Source organism: Pseudomonas paraveronii (assembly GCF_963681955.1).
Lineage (GTDB): Bacteria > Pseudomonadota > Gammaproteobacteria > Pseudomonadales > Pseudomonadaceae > Aquipseudomonas > Aquipseudomonas paraveronii.
On the sequence record NZ_OY817130.1, the window covers coordinates 4449687 to 4469498 of the forward strand.

The window sequence follows — 19812 nt, forward strand, 5'->3', positions numbered from 1 at the left end:
TCGTGTGAATAGTATGCACATGCCACCAGAACGAGGCTAGTCATGATTGCGATACGAGAAGCTTGGAAAGCGGGCTTGTTAGGGCGCGAACATTGGCTTAGAAATATCGTCTCGGGGGTCATCGTCGGCGTCGTGGCGCTGCCCTTGGCCATGGCATTTGCCATCGCCTCCGGCGTCAAGCCGGAACAGGGGATCTACACGGCCATTGTGGGTGGCTTGCTGGTTTCGCTGTTCGGCGGAAGCCGGCTTCAGATTGCTGGCCCCACAGGGGCGTTCATCGTCATTCTGGCCAGCGTGACAGCCAAGTACGGTGTTGATGGCTTGCAGGTCGCGACAATGATGGCCGGGGCAATTTTATTACTGCTCGGTATCACCAAACTTGGCGCGCTCATCAAGTTCATCCCTGACCCCGTTATTGTTGGATTCACTGCCGGCATCGGGGTGATCATTTGGGTTGGCCAATGGAAAGACTTTTTGGGCTTGCCGAAAATCAGTGGCGAGCATTTCCACGAGCGGCTGTGGCACCTCATCCAGGCATTCCCCAACCTTCATGTACCCACGACACTGTTAGCCCTGCTGAGCCTGGCACTGGTGATCCTCACACCCAGACTGCCCGGCGTAAAGCGCGTTCCTGGCCCCCTGATCGCCATGGTCGTGGTGACGGCATTGCATGCCTATTTTCAATTCGACGGCGTGGCCACGATCGGGAGTGCCTTTGGGGGCATTCCCCAAGGGCTTCCCCAAATAGGCCTTCCTCAAATAACGCTGCCACAGGTCATTGAGTTGATTGGCCCTGCATTTGCAATCGCAATGCTGGGGGCCATCGAGTCACTGTTGTCGGCCGTTGTCGCCGATGGGATGGCCGGCACCAAACATGACTCCAACCAGGAGTTAATCGGCCAAGGCATTGCCAACCTGGTTACCCCGCTGTTTGGTGGCTTTGCTGCGACAGGTGCGATCGCTCGAACAGCAACCAACGTCCGCAATGGCGGCAATAGTCCAATCGCGGGGTTTACGCACGCCCTCACGTTGATTCTGCTGATCTTCTTCTTGGCTCCTTTGGCTTCGGATATCCCACTTTGCGCGCTGGCCGCGATCTTGTTCGTGGTCGCTTACAACATGAGCGAACTGAAGCACTTCAAGCGCATGGTCAAACGCGCCCCCAAAGCAGACGTCGCCATCCTTTTAATCACCTTCGGCCTGACCGTTTTCAGTGATCTGACGATCGCCGTGAACATTGGGGTCATTCTCGCCATGCTGCAATTTATGCGTCGTATGGCTTCCTCCGTGGAGGTACAGCTCATGGTCGAAAAAGAGCTGGAGGTGGAGTTGCGCATGAATGGGCATACACATCTTCCTCCCGGTGTTTTGGTTTACACCATTGAAGGCCCCCTTTTCTTTGGCGCAGCAGAAACCCTTGAGCGTGCTTTGGCTCAAACGCACACCGATCCCGAGACGTTGATTATTCGCCTGAAGCGAGTGCCGTTTATGGATATCACGGGCCTGCAAACGCTGCTCGAAGTGATAGAGCAACTGCAAAAACGCAACATTGTCGTAAAGCTGTGCGAAGCCAACGAAAAAGTGCTTGGCAAGCTCGACAAGGCAGGGATTCTTCAGGCGCTTGGTTCACAGCATTATCATGCTGACTTCAGCGGCGCACTGGTCAGCCATGCCCCGATTAACGAGACTCAGGGCTAGGCGTGGGGGCAGGAGTGAATGAGGCGCGACAAGCAGGCATTTGTCGTGCCCGCTCATACAGGGATGAATTATTTGCCATTGGCCGCAATTTTGCTTTTGGTCGCGTAGGACACGCCATGCGTCTCCAGGTAGTCCCTAATAAGCTGACGAACGACCTGAGAAGGCGTCAGATCCTGAGACGCACAAAGTTCCTCAAGGGCTTTTTTCTTGACGGGATCAATGAGCACAGTCAGTCGTGCAGTCTTGTTTTCCATGGAATTGCCTGTCGCCTAAATCGATCAATGATAATCAAATTATAATAGCAGGGCATTCATTTGTCACCGGTTAGGTTCTGGTCGTAAGACGGCTTCCTGCAAATCACGTTGTGCGCCTGGATTGCCGGGTCAACCAGGCGCTGGCAAGGAATGCTCCAGGACGCTTACAGAAAGACAATCTGAGGAGCTGTCGTGTCTGCGTATATTCTGATTAGGTATCGATCAGAATCAGATCAAAGTCCTGCTCGAAAGCCGGCAACAGATTCTTGAGACGAAGGCGCCCGTCAGCAGCATGGAGCAACAAATTTCCCAGCCGATTGAACGGATCATAGGAATGGATCAATGAGAGATTAGGAATGCAGGTCTGCGAAATGACCTGGTCGGCCCGAGTCTCGTTATTCGCGATCAGTTGATAGGTTCCACCAGGCGCCTCATGCGATAGCGCATAAAACGACGACAGCGACGGCTGATTATCCAGATCAATGAGCAGGGTGCGGATCCCTGCATCGGCGCAGAACGCGCCCAGATTGACGCCGACCGTGGTTTTACCCGGCCCGCCTTTGGTTGAAACGACTGCAGCGACTTTCATGATATTGACCTCTGAATCGTAGGATTAGAGACGCATTCATGCTGGTCACGCTGTGCGCTTTGATCACCCCGGAAAAATCCAAGGCAAAAAAAAGCCTGCATCGCTGCAGGCTTTTTCCTATCTGGCTCCACGACCTGGACTCGAACCAGGGACCCAATGATTAACAGTCATTTGCTCTACCAACTGAGCTATCGCGGAATTCGCCGTATGTTACTGATTAAAAAGGATAAGTCAAGCACTCCGTAGCGCCTGGCGGGCGCATTCGGACAATTCGCGTGCGCCCCTACCCCGCGACGGCCATTTCCTTGGCCAAGTCCAGCCAGGCCCGGGCTGCAGGTGGCAGGTGGGCGCTGGCGCGCCAGGCCAGGGCGATGTGCCAGTCGGTGTGGGGTTCGTCCAAGGGGATCAGCGCGATGCCGGCGTGCTGGTGCTTGAGCGCGAGCATGCGTGGCAGAAAGGCGACGCCCAGCCCTGCCGCCACCAGGTCGACGATGAAGTCGATCTGCCCGCTGCGGGCGGTCACCCTGGGCGTCACGCCCTTGCGTTCGCAGGCGGTGAGGATTAATGCGTTCAGGGCAAAACCGGCTTCGAACAGAATGAACGGTGAATCCGCGAGGTCGGTGAAGTCGATGCGCTTGCGCCGCGCGAGCAGATGGCTCATGGGCAGCACGGCCATCAGTGGCTCATTGCGCACGGGCTGGTAGTCGAAGCCTTCGTCCACCGGCAGCAGCAGGGCCGCCAGATCGACCTCCCCGGCTTCCAGGCATTCGCGCAGTTTTTTGCTGCCATGCTCGGTGAGCTCGATATCGATGTCGGGGTAGCGGTTGCGGTAGGTCGCGAACATCGACGCGAACAGTACGCCGCATCCCACTGGCGGCAGGCCGATACGCAGCAGGCCGCGCTTGAGCTCGCGCAGGTCGTTGATCTCGGCGACCAAGTCGCTGCGCTCGGCGAGCAGCACCAGGGCACGGCGGTAGGCAATTTCGCCGGCGGCGGTAAGTTCGTTCTTGTGACCGAGGCGATTAAGCAGCGGCGCGCCCAGCTCGTCTTCCAGGGTCTTGACCGCCTTGCTCACCGTCGACTGGGTCAGCGACACCACCTGCGCCGCCTGGGAAAATCCGCCCTGACGCACCACCTCGACGAAGACACGCAGTGTTCTCAGGTTCATCGGTATTCCTTTTGCGACTGGATGCTAGCGATAAAAGTTGTTTTTATCATGCCAGATGTTTGCTTACCGTAATCCCCCTTTGCCCTGCGGAGACACTGTTCATGATCATTTCGTCGGCATCCGATTACCGTGCTGCCGCCAAGCGCAAGCTGCCGCGCTTCCTGTTTGACTACATCGACGGTGGCGCCTACGCCGAACACACAATGCGTGCCAATAGTTCGGACCTGGCCGAAATCAGCCTGCGCCAGCGCATTCTGCGCAACGTGGATAGCCTGAGTTTGAAGACCACGCTGTTCGGTCAGGAACATGCCATGCCGATCATCCTCAGCCCGGTGGGTTTGACCGGCATGTACGCGCGGCGCGGTGAGGTGCAGGCGGCCAAGGCGGCGACCAACAAGGGGATTCCCTTCTGCCTGTCGACAGTGTCGGTGTGCTCGATTGAGGAAGTGGCGTCGCAAAGCGCGCAGTCGATCTGGTTCCAGCTCTATGTACTCAAGGACCGCGGCTTTATGCGCAATGCGCTGGAACGGGCACAGGCCGCCGGGGTGACGACGCTGGTGTTCACCGTCGATATGCCGACGCCGGGCGCACGTTACCGCGATGCACATTCGGGCATGTCCGGGCCGTATGCCTCGGCGCGCCGGATGCTGCAGGCGGTCACCAAACCACAATGGGCATGGGATGTCGGCGTGATGGGCCGCCCGCACGACCTGGGCAATATCTCCAAGTACCTGGGCAAGCCCACCACCCTTGAAGATTACGTCGGCTGGCTGGCCAACAACTTCGACCCGTCGATCAGTTGGAAAGACCTGGAGTGGATACGTGAGTTCTGGAAAGGCCCGATGATCATCAAGGGCATCCTCGACCCGCAGGACGCCAAGGACGCGGTGAGCTTCGGAGCCGATGGCATCGTGGTCTCCAACCATGGTGGCCGCCAATTGGACGGCGTGCTCTCCACTGCCAAGGCACTGCCGCCGATTGCCCAAGCGGTAGGCGACGACCTGACAGTGCTGGTGGATTCCGGCATTCGCTCCGGGCTCGACGTGGTGCGCATGCTCGCCCTGGGCGCCAAGGCGTGTCTGTTGGGACGCTCGACCGCCTATGCGCTGGCCGCCGATGGCCAGCACGGGGTGGAAAACCTGCTGGATATCTTCGCCAAGGAAATGCGTGTGGCCATGACGCTGACCGGCGTCACATCGATCGAGCAGATCGACCCGAGCACCTTGGTTCAGCACGGCGTGTAAAACTGCCATCAAGCTGCCATCAAGCTGCCATCACATGCCAAATAACTGACATTGCGCTGCAGTGGCTGTTTTTGCCCCCCTGAATAGCCTTTGATTTATAAGGATTTTATTAAAAAAACAACAAAGTGGCATGAATCTCGCTCTAACCCTTTCAAGCAGGTTATGCGATGACAAGACGTGTGGCAGTGCCCAGGGGTTATAACCCCTGGCAAAGCGGTTTAAACTGTTTCCAATGTTTTACGGAACTGAAGGAACAGTAAGACGCTTGGCACTCGCCACTCTCATCGAGCCTGTAAGACAGCTAAGTGCTTAGAGGCCGACTGCTTATGAAAACCCCGCCCCAGACTCACGCAATCGACTTTGACAGTGCCAAATTGCAACGCCTGGGCTTTGGTCAGCCATCCTCTCTCCCGCACCGCCCCACCACGGTTGTTCAACTGCGCCAACAACTGGGCCTGCAATTGCAGACCAGCCTGGAACCGCAACGCATCCTCGGTCTGTTCTTTCGCGAGATCCAGCGCCTGGTGCCCCTGGACGCTATGCACTACGCCCATCAGCCCAGCGACCTACGCCTGGAATTCGGCCATCGCGGCCATCATTCGGTGAGCTACGCCTTGAGCCATGAAGGCGAACATTTGGGCGAGCTGGTATTCCGTCGCAACCAACGCTTTATGGAAGAAGAACTGGGTCAGCTAGAATCCCTGCTCGCCACCCTGCTCTACCCGATGCGCAACGCCCTGCTCTATCGCGCCGCCACCCGCAGCGCCCTGCGTGACCCGTTGACCGAAACCGGCAACCGCATCGCCATGGACCAGACCCTGCAGCGCGAAATCGACATGGCGCGGCGACACTCGAACCCGTTGTCCCTGCTGATGCTCGACATCGATCACTTCAAACGCGTCAACGACACTCACGGCCATGCGGTTGGCGACAAGGTACTGCGCGCCGTGGCCGCGTCAATCAAGGGCCAGCTACGCAATATGGACATGGTGTTCCGGTTTGGCGGGGAAGAGTTTCTCGTCCTGCTCTCCAACACCGGCCGGGAAGCGGCGGCGATCGTCGGCGAGCGCCTGCGCCTGGCGGCACAGACCCAGGAATATTGGGCGGGTGACATACGCATCGATCTGACGGTGAGTCTGGGCTGCTCGACGTTGTTGGCTGGCGAGTCTGCCGAAAGCCTGTTGCGCCGGGCCGACAGCGCCCTGTATGTAGCCAAGCGCGAAGGTCGCAACCGCTTGGCAATGGCGGGGTAGCCCCCCCGCCACGCGTTTTACATCACGCTTCGCTGGCGACGCGCACCAGGCGCTCGCGAACAGTCGCGGTCGCAGGCTTTTCGTTCTCCAGGCGCATGCAACTTTCCAGGAACAAGTACATGTAGTCGTAGCTCTTGCACACGGCCTGACGCAGCTCTGCCTGCAGTTGTCGGCTGGGGTTCATGCCGGCCAACGTGCAAATGATTTCCAGTGCTTCCCAAGGGTGGGCATCGTCGTACTGGGCATGCATCTTCAGCCACTTCATTGCGCGCTTGCGGTCTTCCTCTGGGAAGGCTGCGGCATAAACGCCGGTGGAACACACCAACGCGGACCACTCCCCCGTCGCGCCCTCGATGGCGTAGTTGGTGGCGGCGATCGCAATGATCAACGAATCGGCCGAACTGGTGTGCCAGCACCAATGACTCAGTGCGTGCAGTTCCGGCGCTACGTTCTGTGCTTGCAGCTCTTCGAGGCTGACGCCGTGGGCACCGGCCCAATGCAGCCAATAGTCGGCGTGGTTCAATTCCACCCGAATATTGCGCATCAGCCAACGCCGCGCCATGTCCTCGCCAGGATGACGGGCAAACTTGGTCTTGGTGAGGTTCTGTGCCATGTACAAGGCAAACTGTTCAACCACGGGCCAGCCACCGATCAGGTATTGGCGCATGGTCTTGGCGCTCAGCGTGTTATCACGCATGCGCTGATACAGTTCGTGCTCGACAACTCGGCGCTTGCTCTCGCTACAGCCCTGGATCAATTGCTGTGCCCAGGCGGGGTAACTCGAGGCTTCCATAAGTGGGCCGGTTCTGTTGAAGGTGTCGATCACTATAACGCTCCTTTTTAAGTGTGATTGTACAGACCAGCAAATGTTTCAGCGGAATGTGCCGGGCGCCTTGAATAACAGAGGCTGCGGCCGCACAGGTCGACACTGCAAGCTATCAAAGGTAAGCAATTGCGGGCGTTCAATCACGTAGCCCTGAGCGTAATCCACACCGATCTCAAGTAAAGCCTGTTCGATGTGCGGCGTTTCAACAAACTCGGCAATTGTGCGTTTACCCATGACGTGGCCGATGTGGTTGATCACTTCGACCATGGCGCGGTTAATCGGGTCGTCCAGCATATCCTTTACGAAACTTCCATCGATCTTCAAGAAGTCTACAGGTAAATGTTTCAGATAAGCGAATGAGGACATTCCGGCGCAGAAGTCATCGAGTGAAAAATGGCAACCTAAGTCTTTGAGTTCATTAATAAAGCGAATTGCACTGCGCAAATTGGCGATAGCGCAGGTCTCAGTTATTTCAAAACAAATCATTTCTGGCGGAACGCTGTAAGCCGCGAACTTCTCGCGTAAAAAATCGAGAAAAGCGTCATCACCAATAGTTATGCCTGACAGATTAATCGCACACATAGCCATGGGCCGGCCCGGACGCTCATGCATGCAACGGGCAATAAGGTTGAACACGTTGTCCACCACCCAGCGATCCAGGGAACTCATCAACCCGTAACGTTCGGCGGCCGGAATAAAACTGTCGGGCAGGATGATCCGGCCGGACTCGTCGTGCAGGCGCAGCAGGATTTCAATGTGCCCACTGCCGGCGTCGGTGTGCCCCAGGGGCGCGATTTCCTGGGAGTACAGGCAAAAGCGGTTTTCTTCCAAAGCCATGTGCAGGCGTTGCACCCAGGCCATCTCGCCGAAGCGCAGGGACAGTTCGGAGTCGTCGGGGTGGTAGACCTGCACGCGGTTGCGGCCCTTTTCCTTGGCCATATAGCAGGCCATGTCGGCGGCGCGCAGCGACGTTTCCAGGGTGGTCGGGGTCTGTGAAATATGCACCAGGCCAATGCTGACAGTGGTCATGAATGGCCGGCCCTTCCACACGAAATGCAGGTTCTGCACGGTGTGGCGCAGGCTTTCGGCGATTTTTTCCGCCACCGCCGCAGGGCAGTTCTCCAGCAGGATACCGAACTCGTCACCGCCCAGGCGCGCCAGGGTGTCGCCCTCCCGCAGATCCGATTGCAGCAGTGCGCAGATATGCCGCAACAGCTCGTCGCCTGCCGCATGGCCGCAGGTGTCGTTGACCAGCTTGAACTGGTCCAGGTCGAGGAACATCAAGGCATGCCGCCCGTTGTGCTCACGCCCGACGTGTTGCAGCACCTGTTCCAGGCGGAACTCGAACTCACGACGGTTGGCCAGGCCGGTCAATGCGTCATGGGTCGCCTGCCAAGACAGATTGGCGATGTATTGCCGTTCCTGGGTCATGTCGTGCAGCACCAGCACCGCGCCGCTGACTTTGCCGGCACTGCGGATCGGCGCGCCCACCAATGTCACCGAGACGGTGCTGCCGTCCAGGCGCTGGATGGTTTTGGAGTGTTCGCTGCCGCCACTCAAGTGGCCCTTGGTGATGTGTTCGATCAGGGCGAAACCATCGGGCTGGGCATTTTCATCGAGTAGGTTGAACAGTGCCGCCAGGGGCTGGCCGTGGGCACGGGCCGACGCCCAACGAGTCAGTGCCTCGGCGGCCGGGTTCATGTAGGTAATGGCGCCATCGACATCGGTGGTGATCACGCCATCGCCGATCGACTCCAGGGTGATCTGTGCCCGCTCCTTCTCCACTTGCAGGGCATCGGCGAAAGCGTGCCGCTGCGTCAACAACTTATAGGTACGCAGCAGCGCCAGAGCGATCAGGCACAGTGCCGTGGCCAGGTTGGTGATCAGCAACAGCCGCAGGATGAAGCGCGAGCCTTCACCCAGGGCATCGCTGAACGCCTTGGCCGCCGGTGTTACGCCGTCGTTGATGGCAAAGATTTGCGCCTTCCATTGCCGCACATTGTCGTCACGGACCTGGCCGGTGGTGATCGCCCGGTGCATCGCCTGGGCCAGGTCGTCCAGCTGGACCAGGTAGCCATCGCCCACGGCCCACAGCTCAATGGCTTTTTCCAAGTAACTGAAATGGCGAAAGTTGAGATACAGCCAGATCACACTGGAGACGTCATCCGGGTGGTTGCCGCCCTTGATGATCCCCAGGCGCGCCGCGTTGAGGTCGGGGGCCGGGCGGTCCAGGGCGATACGCAGCTCATGCCCGCCCTGGGGCACAGCAATCGCTTGCTGGTATTTGAGGTAGGTGGCCTCGTCGCGATTATCGGCGTACAGCGTCAGATAGTAGATGGCGTCTTTCTGGCCCTTGGACCACAGACTCTCGCCAGCCACATAGACGCGCACCGCTGAAAGCACATATAGACTGATGCAGCCTAATAATGCCTGGAACAATACGACGGCGATAAAGGGCCAGACAATGCCCAACAGCCTTGGCGTTCCGAGAGTCCGCTTCTGCTTCATGAAGTCCCTTGCACATGCACAGCCAAATACGCACGCGAACATCCGCTCCTGATAGCACAGCGTAGGCTAAATCAACGCACTTGTTGCAAGTGTCCGTAAAGTTTGGCGTATAGGCCGCCATCAGCGATCAGTTGCTGATGGTCACCGTCCTCGGCGATATGCCCACCGTCGAACACCAGTACCCGATCAGCTTGTTTCACCGCCGAGAGTCGATGAGCAATGATCAGTGTAGTGCGCCCACTGAGAAACCGCGCCAGCGCCTGGTGCAGGTTGTACTCGGTGGCAGCGTCCAGGGCCGAGGTCGCCTCGTCCAGGATCACCACCTTGGGCTCGGCCAAGACCATGCGCGCAATCGCCAGGCGTTGGCGCTGGCCGCCGGAAAAGCGCACGCCGGAGCGTCCCACCACACTGTCCAGGCCCAGTGGCAAGGCCTTGACGGTCGCGTCCAACTGGGCGATTTCCAGCGCCTGCCAACAGGCCTGGTCACTGCGATTGCGGCCCATGGTCAGGTTGGCACGCACGGTATCGTTGAACAGCGCGGGGTGTTGCAGTACCACCGCGACGTGCTCGCGGATGGTCTCCAGGCCGATTTCCTGCTGGGTTGCACCGCCAAAACGAATACTGCCCGCCTGCGGTGTGTACAACCCCAGCAGCAGTTGCACCAGGGTACTTTTGCCACCGCCGCTGGCGCCGACAATCGCCACCTTCTCACCGGGTTCGATGCTGAGGTTCAACTGGTCGAGCACCCGCTCTTCGCCATAGCCGAACGTCAGGCCACGCACGTCGATGCCGACCGTTTCGCGCCCGGTGAACGGGTCTGCGCCGCCGGCATATTGCGGCTCATCGGCACGGGCGAGCAGCTCGTTGATCCGCGTCAGCGCCCCGCCCGCGGCGTAGTAGGCGTATTGCAGGTTCAGCAACTGCTCCACCGGGCCGATCATGAACCACAGGTAGCTGAACACCGCGAGCATCTGGCCGATGGACAGGTCGGAAAACAGCACGGTGAGCATGGCCGCCGCGCGAAAAATGTCGATGCCGAACTGGAACAGCAAACCGCTGGCGCGGCTGGAGGCGTCGGTTTTCCACTGGGAGTGAATGGCATAGTCACGCACTTCCCGGGCCCGCTGGCCGAGGCGGCCGAGGAAAAAGCCCTGGCGATTGCCCGCACGGACCTCCTGGATGGCGTCGAGGGTTTCGGTCAACGCCTGAGTGAAGCGCGAGGTGCTGTCGTTTTCCAGTTTCTTCAGGTGCTTGACGCGCTTGCCCAACTGCACCGTGGCATAGATCACCAGCGGGTTGAACAGCAGGATCAGCAATGCCAGTTGCCAGTGCATCCACATCAATATCGCCGAGGTGCCGACCAAGGTCAGCATGGCCACCAGGAAACGGCTGAGGGTTTCGCCGACGAATTTGTCCAGCGTATCCAGGTCGGTGACCAGGTGCGTGGTGACGGTGCCGCTGCCGAGGCTTTCGTATTCGCCGAGGGAAATACGCTTGAGCCGCTCGATCAGGCGCACACGGATGCGGTAGACGATGTCCTTGGCCAGCCGCGCAAACAAGCGCGCCTGCACCACGTTGAACACCAGCGCAGCGCAGCGCAGGGTCAGGGTCACCAGCAGCATCAGGCCGATATAACCGGCAGCTTTCTGCCAGCCCAGGGGCAGCGCGTGGTTCATCACCTTGAGCGCGGCATCGCCATGGCCCAGCAGCACTTCGTCAACCAGCAGGGGCAACAGCAGGGGGATGGGCACGCTGCACAGGGTCGCCAGCACGGCGACGCCATTGGCGACCCATAGGGACTTCTTGTGACGCAAGGCCAGGCGGCGTATTTCCGCCCAGGTCAGTCGATCGACGTGATGGGTGGGCTCTGCGTCAGGCTGATCAGGCACAGGCAGCTCGCTCCAGCCAGCGGGCGAGCAGCGGCGACAGCGCGGACAGCGGCTGATAGCCGTTGGTCAGCAAAGCCAACTGGCCATTGCGCTCAGCCAGCAGCGTCGGAAAACCGGCGATCCCCAAATCCTGCACCCAGGTGAAATCGGCGGCGGTGGCGGCGTGCTGTTCGGCACGGTCAAACGCCCCGGCGAACTCGATGCGCGGTATGCCGGCTTTTTCAGCCAGCTCCACCAGAATACTGGCGAGGGTCACGTCGCGCCCCTCGACATAAAACGCATGCTGGATCAGCCCCAGCAGCTTCCACGCGCAATCCGGCGCCAGGCTGCGCGCGGTGACGATGGCGCGGCACGCCGGCTCAGTGTCGTAGACAAAACCGTCAGGCAGCGCGCCGTCACGCTTGAACGTCTGCCCGGTGGCGTCGGTGACCGCCTGCCAGTGTTCCAGGATGTAGCGCCGTGTCGTCGGCTCCAGCGCCGCGCCACTGCCGGTGCGCAAGCCGCCCACCACCAGGTGCAGCTCCACACCGGCCGCCTTGGCCTGCTCGACCAACGCCTCGGCCACCGGGGCAAAGCCCCAGCACCAGGAACACATCGGGTCCATCACATAGAGCAGGCGCGCAGACATGGCTCAGGCCTCGGAAGGGGTTTGCTTGTAGTTGAAGCCAATCGGGTGCGGCATATTGCGGGCCTTGGCCAGTTCAATCTGCTTTTGCCGGTCGATCGCGCTGCGACGGGTTTTCTCCGGCAGCTTATCCCAGCAATGTGGACAACTGATGCCCGCCACGTAGTGCTCGGATGCACGATCTTCCACACTAACCGGTGTGCGGCAGGCATGACATTGATCGTAGTCACCTTCGCTCAAGTCGTGGCGCACGGTCACACGGTTGTCGAACACAAAGCAGTCGCCCTGCCATTTGGTCTCGGCCTGCGGCACCTCTTCGAGGTACTTCAGGATGCCGCCCTTGAGGTGGTAAACCTCATCGAAGCCTTCGCTGAGCATATAGCTGGAGGCCTTCTCGCAACGAATGCCGCCGGTGCAGAACATGGCGACTTTCTTGTGCTTGGCCGGGTCGAAGTTGGCTTTGATGTAGTCGGGAAATTCGCGAAAACTGGTGGTTTTCGGGTCGATCGCGCCTTCAAAGGTGCCGATGGACACTTCGTAGTCGTTGCGGGTGTCGATCAGCAGCACTTGCGGGTCGCTGATCAGCGCGTTCCAGTCCTGCGGGTCGACGTAGGTGCCGACTTTTTTGTTCGGGTCGACGCCTTCGACGCCCAGGGTCACGATCTCTTTCTTGAGCTTGACCTTGGTGCGATAGAACGGCTGCTCGTCGCAGTACGACTCTTTGTGGTCGATATCGACCATGCGCGGGTCGTTCTTCAGCCAGGCCATCAGGCCATCAATGCCTTCGCGGCTACCGGAAACGGTGCCGTTGATGCCTTCTTCGGCGATCAGCAAGGTGCCTTTGATGCCGTTGTCGACCATCGCCTGCAGCAAGGGCTCGCGCAGGGCGACGTAATCTTCGAGGGTGACGAACTTATACAGTGCCGCCACGACAATCGGTTGAGTCATGGGTGTTCTCTCCAGGTGGCTACCCTCGTAAGGGGTGAACCGGATGCAAAAAAAACGCGCCGGCTAAGCGGCGCGTTGCGGATTCTATCAGGGATGAACCGTTAACTGTAGGAGCGAGCTTGCTCGCGAAGGTCGTGAACGATGACACGGATAACCTGACGCCCAGCGGCGCTCTGAGTTTTTTCGCGAGCAAGCTCGCTCCTACAGTAGATTCAACATCAACCCGTCAATGGCCGCCGGCGCAGGTCGGCGAGGCCGGGGCTGCGTCGATTTTCGCCCATTCTTCAGGCGTGTAGGTATGCAGCGCCAGCGCGTGAAACTCGCTCATCAGGTCACCCAGGGTGGCGTAGACCTTCTGGTGGCGCTTGACGCGGTTAAGCCCTTCGAACTGCTGGCTGACCAGCACGGCCTTGAAGTGGGTCTGCAACCCACGGCTGTGCATGTGGCTTTCATCCAGCACGCTCAAGTGGTCCGGGCCCAGGGCGGCAAGCGCCGTTTCGATACGCTGTTGCATGGTCATTCCTGCTTACTTCTTCTTGGCCGGAGCGGCGGCTTTAGGTGTCAGCTCGTTGGTCATGTCTTCCAACAGCTTGTTCACCACCGGCACGGCGCTTTCCAGCTTGGCCTGGGTCATCTGGGCCGATTGCTGGGTCAACTGCGGCATTTTTTCCAGGACTTTCTTGCCCAGTGGAGACTGGTAGAACGCAACCAGGTCCTTGAGCTCGGATTCGCTGAAGTTGCTGGTGTAGAGCTTGACCATGTCCGGTTTCAGTTTTGGCCAGCCGATGGCTTGGTCCAGGGCGGCATTGGCCTTGGCCTGGTAGCTGTCCAGTACGGACTGCTTGGCGGCCGGCGCTTTGGTCTGTTCGAAACGCTGGGCGAACATTTGCTGCACTTGCATGTACACCGGGGTCCCCAGCTTGTCAGCGTGGGCCAGGGTAAGGAAGGCTTCGGCACTGGCGTTGTGGCTGGCGGTATCGGCAAAAACCTGGCCGCTGGCGCAAACCAGAGCAACCGCGGTACAGATGGCACGAAGACGAGTCATCGAGTTTCCTTTTCTAGCAGGCGAGGTCAGACCCCAAGGGCGCCCATTCTGCGCCTAAAAAACCTCGCGGCTCAACCCCAGGCCCTGTCGGGCCTGGATTTGCGGTGGATGAATCCGATGAGAAGTCTTTTAGGGAACCCACTGGGTCGATCACGGCCTAAACTGCGCAAACGAACCTGAAGGAGTGTGCCCGATGAGCCGTATCGAAACCGACAGCCTGGGAGAAGTCCAAGTCCCGGATGACGCTTACTGGGGTGCGCAGACCCAACGCTCACTGGTGAACTTCGCCATCGGCGAGCAGCGCATGCCCCTGGCGGTACTGCACGCCCTGGCCCTGATCAAGAAATCCGCGGCCCGGGTCAACAGCCGCAATGGCGACCTGCCCGCCGACATCGCTCGCCTGATCGAGCAGGCCGCCGACGAAGTGCTCGACGGGCAGCATGACGACCAGTTCCCACTGGTGGTGTGGCAGACCGGCAGCGGCACCCAGAGCAACATGAACGCCAACGAAGTGATCGCCGGGCGCGCCAACGAGCTGTCGGGCAAGGCCCGCGGCGGCAAGAGCCCGGTGCATCCGAACGATCATGTGAACCGCTCACAGAGCTCCAACGACTGCTTCCCCACCGCCATGAGCATCGCGGCGGTGCAGGCGGTCAACCAGCAACTGCTGCCCGCGATTACCCACCTGTCCGGCGGGCTGGCGGAATTGTCGGCACGCCATATGAAGCTGGTGAAGACCGGTCGCACCCATATGATGGATGCCACGCCGATCACCTTTGGCCAGGAACTCTCGGCGTTCATCGCCCAGCTCGATTACGCCGAACGCGCGATCCGCAGCGCCCTGCCCCAGGTGTGCGAGCTGGCCCAGGGCGGCACCGCCGTCGGCACCGGGCTCAACTCGCCCCACGGCTTTGGCGAGGCGATTGCCGCCGAGCTGGCGGCCTTGTCGGGCCTGCCGTTCGTGACCGCACCCAACAAATTCGCCGCCCTCTCCGGCCACGAACCGCTGGTGACCCTGCACGGCGCCCTGAAAACCCTGGCCGTGGCCCTGATGAAAATCGCCAACGACCTGCGCCTGCTAGGGTCCGGCCCACGCGCAGGGCTGGCAGAAGTCAAACTGCCGGCCAACGAACCGGGCAGCTCGATCATGCCCGGCAAGGTCAACCCGACCCAGTGCGAAGCGCTGTCGATGCTCGCCTGCCAGGTCCTGGGCAACGACGTAACCATCGGCATTGCCGCCAGCCAGGGACATTTGCAGTTGAACGTGTACAAACCGGTGATCATCCACAACCTGCTGGAATCGATCCGCTTGCTGGCCGATGGCTGCAACAATTTCCAGGAACACTGCATCGCCGGCCTCGAACCCGACGCCGAACAAATGGCCGCGCACCTGGAACGCGGGCTGATGCTGGTGACCGCGCTCAACCCGCACATCGGCTACGACAAGTCGGCGCAGATCGCCAAGAAGGCTTACGCCGAAGGCCTGACCCTCAGGGAAGCCGCGCTGGATCTGGGCTACCTGACCGACGAACAGTTCGACCAATGGGTACGCCCGGAAAACATGCTGGAGGCCGGACAATAAGCGCATAGCACGTGCTTTTGCTTTGCTCTTGCTTTGCTCTTGCTTTGCTCTTGCTTTGCTCTTGATCTGCTTTTGATCTTGATCTTAGGCGCCCCGTAAAACCACGCTGGCCGAACGCAGGTTTGAATCCGTGGGTAACCCGGCAGGACGCCGGGTTAGCCGTCCTGGGCCATGGATGGCCCATGACGGCGGCCCACGGATTCAAGCCTGCGTTCGGGCACACCGAGCCTAGGCGAGGTGCCGAGTGGTGGGGCAAGAGCCCTAATGAGATGGTCAGCCCGGCGAGAACCTCAGGTCTACACTACTGAGGTTCTCACTTTTCCTGAGGAGGTTTTCTCATGAACAGCGTAACGCTTCTAGGCATCGACATTGGCAAGAACAGCTTCCACTTACACGGCCAGGACGCACAAGGCCATCAGGTACTGCGCAAGAAGCTCAATCGAAGCCAGTTGCTGCCATTACTTGCACAAATGCCCCCCTGCAAAGTCGCCATGGAATCCTGTGGCGGGTCACAGTTTCTTGCCAGAGAAATCACCAAGCTCGGTCATCAGGTCCAACTGATAGCGCCGCAGCATGTGAAGGCTTACGTCACCGGCAACAAGAACGACTTCATTGATGCCGAGGCTATCTGTGAGGCCGCATCACGTCCCAGAACGCGCTCTGTACAGGTCAAGTCGGTTGATCAGCAGGTGTTGTCGACCGTGCATAAACTGCGTAAATCACTGGTGAGTCGGCGCACTGGAGTGATCAACCAGGTGCACGGGTTCTTACTGGAGTTTGGCGTTATCTTTCCCGCTGGCTATGCCGCGCTGGATCGGGTTCCTGCATTGATGGAAGAGCACAATCTACCGCTGCGCCTGCGGCAGGCTATTAGTCGGATGCTTGATGACATTCGTCAATTGACCAGCGAAATCAAAGCACTGGATATCGAGATCAAGCAGCAGGTGAACGGGAGTGACGCTGGCAAAAGATTACAGAGCATCCCCGGCATAGGCCCCCTCATCGCTAGCGCGCTGGTGGCCGATGTCGGGGACGCTTCGATATATAAATCGTCCCGAGATTTTTCGGCTTCGTTGGGGCTGGTGCCACGGCAATACTCAACCGGAGGGCAAACCACACTCCTGGGTATCAGCAAGCGCGGGGATCGGTATTTGAGAACCTTGCTGATGCAGGGCGCCCAAACCCTGCTTTATCGAATCGATAAGCGAAACGACGCCCTTGGAGTCTGGGCCAGAAACCTACTGGCTCGGAAACCGCTTAACAAAGTTGCCTGTGCGCTGGCTAATAAAATGGCCAGGATTGTCTGGGCGCTGCTGACCAAAGGTGGCACCTACAACGGGCATTTCACCGTGTGACCCAGCTTTACCACCGGCTTTTGCGACGTCAGTAATTGATGGCGATAAACGGCAGATACCCTGGCTGAGAACCTGATAAGCAAAATAGCTTTCGAAGCTGAAGCGCTTTTAAGGACAGGCAGGAGCGAATACTCATCAAGGGCCGAACGCGTAACCGCGCTCACAAGGAGCCCGGATACATTAGCGCAAGCCTGATTTACCGTTCATCGTGACTGGATAGCAAAAGGTGGGCTGACCATACATTTGGTTACTTTTGGGGCTCTTTTCCAAAAGTGACCCGCTGTAAGAGCGGAACCTATAGCAGCCGTTACCAAAGAAACGGATATGTACTCAACCCAAAAAAATGGTCGGCCCAGAGGCCGCCATCGGGGGCAAGCCCCCTCCCACATTTAGAACGAGGTGAACCTGTTGGATATGTATCCGCAAGCCCCCTCCCACACTTAGGCCCGCGTACACCCGATAAAAACACCTGGGCCAATCAAGACGCCAACCGCGCCCGCCGCGCCTTGAGCCCCGCAAACAACGACGGCGCCAACGCCACCATCGCCGACCCCAACACCACCACCAACGCCCCCACATACCCCAGCGCATTGATCTGTTCAGCCTGCACAAAATCCGGCCACCACCACGCCGCCAAGGCCACTGCCACAAACGTCACCAACGGCGTCAGCGCCAGGGTCGCACTCACCCGCGAGGCTTCCCAATGGGCCAGGGCCTCGGCAAATGCGCCATAGGCCACCAGCGTGTTCATGCAGCACGCCAGCAGCAACCAGCCTTGCACCGGGCTCAGTTGCAGGGCCTCCAGCGGATGCGCCCAAGGCGTGAGCAACACAGCACACGACAGATAGATCACCATCATCACCTGCAACGAATTCCACACCGTCAGCAATTGCTTCTGGCCCAGGGCGTAGAACACCCAGATCGTCGTGGCGAGCAGGATCGTCAGCACCCCGGCGGTGTAAGTGCCCAAGGACGTCAGCAACTCCACCAGACGCTGGTTGAAGAACAGGCCAAAGCCGATGAGCAGCGCCACCAGGCCCAGCACCTGGCCCAGGCTGAAGCGTTCTTTAAATACAAACACGCTGGCGACCATCAGGAAGATCGGCCCCATCTGCACCACCAGTTGCGCCGTGCCGGGGCTGAGCATGTTCAGGCCTACCAGGTACAGCACGTAGTTGCCCACCAGGCCGCACACGGCCATTGCGACCAGCCAACCGCCGCGCGGCCCGAGCACGCGCACGCTGGGCAACCGCTTGACGGCGGCGAGATAGACGAACAGGCAACTGCCCGCGACCGTCAGGCGAAACCAGGTGACGGTAATCGGGTCCATCACTTGCAGCACTTGCTTGAGTTTGATCGGGAGAATGCCCCAGAGCAGCGCGGTCAGCAGGGTCAAGCAAAAGCCGTAGACCCAGCGGCCGGAAGAGATGTGCATGCGCGCCCCAGAAACCAGAGGAAGTGGAACAGGCATTCTAGGGGCAAGGACACCGATTGGGATACGCCGCCATTCAAATGTGGGCTGGCTTGCCCGCGATAACGGAGTGTCAGCCAAACACCCGTTATCGCAGGCAAGCCAGCCCCACAACGGACTCAGCGCACAGCTTCGAACAGCCCGGTCGCCCCCATGCCGCCGCCCACGCACATGGTGACGACGCCATAGCGCAGATTACGCCGCTGCAACTCACGCACCAGGTGCCCGACTTGCCGCGAGCCGGTCATGCCGAACGGATGGCCGATGGAGATCGAGCCGCCGTTGACATTGTATTTGGCATTGTCGATTTCCAGGCGGTCGCGCGCATACAGGCATTGGGAGGCGAACGCTTCGTTGAGTTCCCACAGGTCGATATCCGCCACTTGCAAGCCCCTGGCCTTGAGCAACTTGGGCACCGAGAACACCGGGCCGATGCCCATCTCATCCGGCTCGCAACCGGCCACGGCAAAGCCACGGAAAAACGCCCTGGGCTTGAGCCCCAGCGCCAGGGCTTTGTCCAGGCTCATCACCAGTGTCATCGAGGCGCCGTCGGACAATTGCGAAGAGTTGCCCGCCGTCACCGAACCGTCTTCGGCAAACACCGGTTTCAAACCCTGGAGACTGGCCAGGGTGGTGTCCGGGCGATTGCAGTCGTCACGGTCGACCACACCGTCGAGCACCTGCACCGCGCCGCTGTTCTTGTCCTCGACGGCGTACTTGACCGCCATCGGCACGATTTCATCGTTGAACAAACCATCGGCCTGGGCCTGGGCGGTGCGTTGCTGGCTTTGCAGGGCATACCGGTCCTGGTCCTCGCGGCTGACGTGATAGCGGCGCGCGACGATTTCGGCGGTCTGGCCCATGGGAAAATAGAGGCCCGGCACCTGTTCTTTGAGCAGCGGGTTGATCAGGTTGTCGGTGTTGACGCTTTTCATGGTCAGGCTGATGGACTCGACGCCGCCGGCGACAATGATATCGCTGCAGCCCGAAGCGATCTGGTTGGCCGCGATGGCAATCGCCTGCAAGCCCGAGGAACAGAAACGGTTGAGGGTCATCCCTGCCGTGCCGGTGCCCAGTTGCGACAGCACCGCGACGTTGCGCCCGATGTTGTAGCCCTGGGCGCCCTCGTTGGAGCCCGCGCCGACGATGCAATCCTCCACCGTCGCCGGGTCGATGCCATTGCGCGTCAGCAGCGCGTTGACGCAATGGGCCGCCATGTCATCCGGCCGGGTCTGGTTGAACTTGCCGCGAAAGGATTTGGCCAGGCCGGTTCGCACGCTGTCGACGATCACTACTTCACGCATGGGGCTACCTCGATCTTGTCGTTGTTGGGAGATGGACCGAGGATAGATCCAGG

Annotated in this window: 16 protein-coding genes, 1 tRNA gene and 2 pseudogenes; 6 read left to right on the plus strand and 13 right to left on the minus strand. The window is 59.6% G+C overall.

Annotated features, from left to right (window positions below):
* The first annotated feature begins 42 nt into the window (after positions 1–42).
* Positions 43–1698: a SulP family inorganic anion transporter gene (locus U5A08_RS20475; RefSeq protein ID WP_321848341.1), complete on the plus strand. Its 1656-nt coding sequence runs from the start codon at positions 43–45 to the stop codon at positions 1696–1698.
* Positions 1699–1766: 68 nt separating this feature from the next.
* On the opposite strand, the gene U5A08_RS20480 is transcribed toward U5A08_RS20475, so the two are convergent.
* The 4 genes and pseudogenes from U5A08_RS20480 to U5A08_RS20495 form a co-directional block, all read right to left on the minus strand.
* Positions 1767–1952: a ribbon-helix-helix protein gene (locus U5A08_RS20480; protein WP_019694382.1), complete on the minus strand. Its 186-nt coding sequence runs from the start codon at positions 1950–1952 to the stop codon at positions 1767–1769.
* Positions 1953–2166: 214 nt separating this feature from the next.
* A pseudogene (locus U5A08_RS20485) lies at positions 2167–2541 on the minus strand (ParA family protein); the annotation flags it as partial.
* A 122-nt stretch (positions 2542–2663) separates the two neighbouring features.
* A tRNA-Asn gene (locus U5A08_RS20490) sits at positions 2664–2739 on the minus strand.
* An 85-nt stretch (positions 2740–2824) separates the two neighbouring features.
* Positions 2825–3709: a LysR family transcriptional regulator gene (locus tag U5A08_RS20495; protein ID WP_198717598.1), complete on the minus strand. Its 885-nt coding sequence runs from the start codon at positions 3707–3709 to the stop codon at positions 2825–2827.
* Positions 3710–3810: 101 nt separating this feature from the next.
* Here U5A08_RS20495 and lldD point away from each other — a divergent pair, with 101 nt between their 5' ends.
* Both lldD and U5A08_RS20505 read left to right on the plus strand, forming a co-directional pair.
* Positions 3811–4953 carry an FMN-dependent L-lactate dehydrogenase LldD gene (gene lldD, locus U5A08_RS20500; RefSeq protein ID WP_253397606.1) on the plus strand — a complete coding sequence of 381 codons (1143 nt, stop codon included), beginning with the start codon at positions 3811–3813 and terminating at the stop codon, positions 4951–4953.
* 326 nt (positions 4954–5279) lie between these two features.
* The gene (locus tag U5A08_RS20505; protein WP_253397608.1) at positions 5280–6206 is read left to right on the plus strand and encodes a GGDEF domain-containing protein; all 927 of its coding nucleotides are present in this window, start codon (positions 5280–5282) and stop codon (positions 6204–6206) included.
* A gap of 22 nt (positions 6207–6228) precedes the next feature.
* Here the strand turns inward: U5A08_RS20505 and U5A08_RS20510 are convergent, their stop codons facing one another.
* From U5A08_RS20510 to trhO, 5 genes are all read right to left on the minus strand, one after another.
* On the minus strand, positions 6229–6999 hold the full coding sequence (locus U5A08_RS20510; protein WP_232925539.1) for an iron-containing redox enzyme family protein: 771 nt from the start codon (positions 6997–6999) through the stop codon (positions 6229–6231).
* Between the two features lie 78 nt (positions 7000–7077).
* The gene (locus tag U5A08_RS20515) at positions 7078–9540 is read right to left on the minus strand and encodes an EAL domain-containing protein (protein ID WP_321848346.1); all 2463 of its coding nucleotides are present in this window, start codon (positions 9538–9540) and stop codon (positions 7078–7080) included.
* 71 nt (positions 9541–9611) lie between these two features.
* On the minus strand, positions 9612–11429 hold the full coding sequence (locus U5A08_RS20520) for an ABC transporter ATP-binding protein (protein ID WP_253397614.1): 1818 nt from the start codon (positions 11427–11429) through the stop codon (positions 9612–9614).
* On the minus strand, positions 11422–12057 hold the full coding sequence (locus U5A08_RS20525; protein WP_198717592.1) for a DsbA family protein: 636 nt from the start codon (positions 12055–12057) through the stop codon (positions 11422–11424). Before U5A08_RS20525 ends, U5A08_RS20520 begins: the two co-directional genes overlap by 8 nt.
* 3 nt (positions 12058–12060) lie before the next feature.
* Positions 12061–13002, minus strand: coding sequence for an oxygen-dependent tRNA uridine(34) hydroxylase TrhO (trhO, locus tag U5A08_RS20530; RefSeq protein ID WP_198717591.1), 942 nt, complete (start codon positions 13000–13002; stop codon positions 12061–12063).
* 86 nt (positions 13003–13088) lie between these two features.
* On the opposite strand from trhO, the pseudogene U5A08_RS20535 reads away from it, so the two are divergent.
* Positions 13089–13211: pseudogene (locus tag U5A08_RS20535) on the plus strand (outer membrane lipoprotein carrier protein LolA); the annotation flags it as partial.
* A gap of 17 nt (positions 13212–13228) precedes the next feature.
* Here the strand turns inward: U5A08_RS20535 and U5A08_RS20540 are convergent.
* On the minus strand, positions 13229–13522 hold the full coding sequence (locus tag U5A08_RS20540) for a BolA family protein (RefSeq protein WP_198717590.1): 294 nt from the start codon (positions 13520–13522) through the stop codon (positions 13229–13231).
* 6 nt (positions 13523–13528) lie between these two features.
* On the minus strand, positions 13529–14047 hold the full coding sequence (locus tag U5A08_RS20545; RefSeq protein WP_010567461.1) for a DUF2059 domain-containing protein: 519 nt from the start codon (positions 14045–14047) through the stop codon (positions 13529–13531).
* 193 nt (positions 14048–14240) lie between these two features.
* Here U5A08_RS20545 and U5A08_RS20550 point away from each other — a divergent pair, with 193 nt between their 5' ends.
* Together U5A08_RS20550 and U5A08_RS20555 are read left to right on the plus strand one after the other, a co-directional pair.
* Positions 14241–15629, plus strand: coding sequence for a class II fumarate hydratase (locus tag U5A08_RS20550; protein ID WP_198717589.1), 1389 nt, complete (start codon positions 14241–14243; stop codon positions 15627–15629).
* Between the two features lie 338 nt (positions 15630–15967).
* Positions 15968–16984, plus strand: a complete 1017-nt coding sequence (locus U5A08_RS20555) for an IS110 family RNA-guided transposase (RefSeq protein WP_177033629.1) — start codon at positions 15968–15970, stop codon at positions 16982–16984.
* 478 nt (positions 16985–17462) lie between these two features.
* Here the strand turns inward: U5A08_RS20555 and U5A08_RS20560 are convergent, their stop codons facing one another.
* Both U5A08_RS20560 and U5A08_RS20565 read right to left on the minus strand, forming a co-directional pair.
* Positions 17463–18419, minus strand: a complete 957-nt coding sequence (locus U5A08_RS20560; RefSeq protein ID WP_198717172.1) for a DMT family transporter — start codon at positions 18417–18419, stop codon at positions 17463–17465.
* Positions 18420–18574: 155 nt separating this feature from the next.
* Positions 18575–19759: a thiolase family protein gene (locus tag U5A08_RS20565; protein WP_321848353.1), complete on the minus strand. Its 1185-nt coding sequence runs from the start codon at positions 19757–19759 to the stop codon at positions 18575–18577.
* Between the last annotated feature and the right edge of the window lie 53 nt (positions 19760–19812).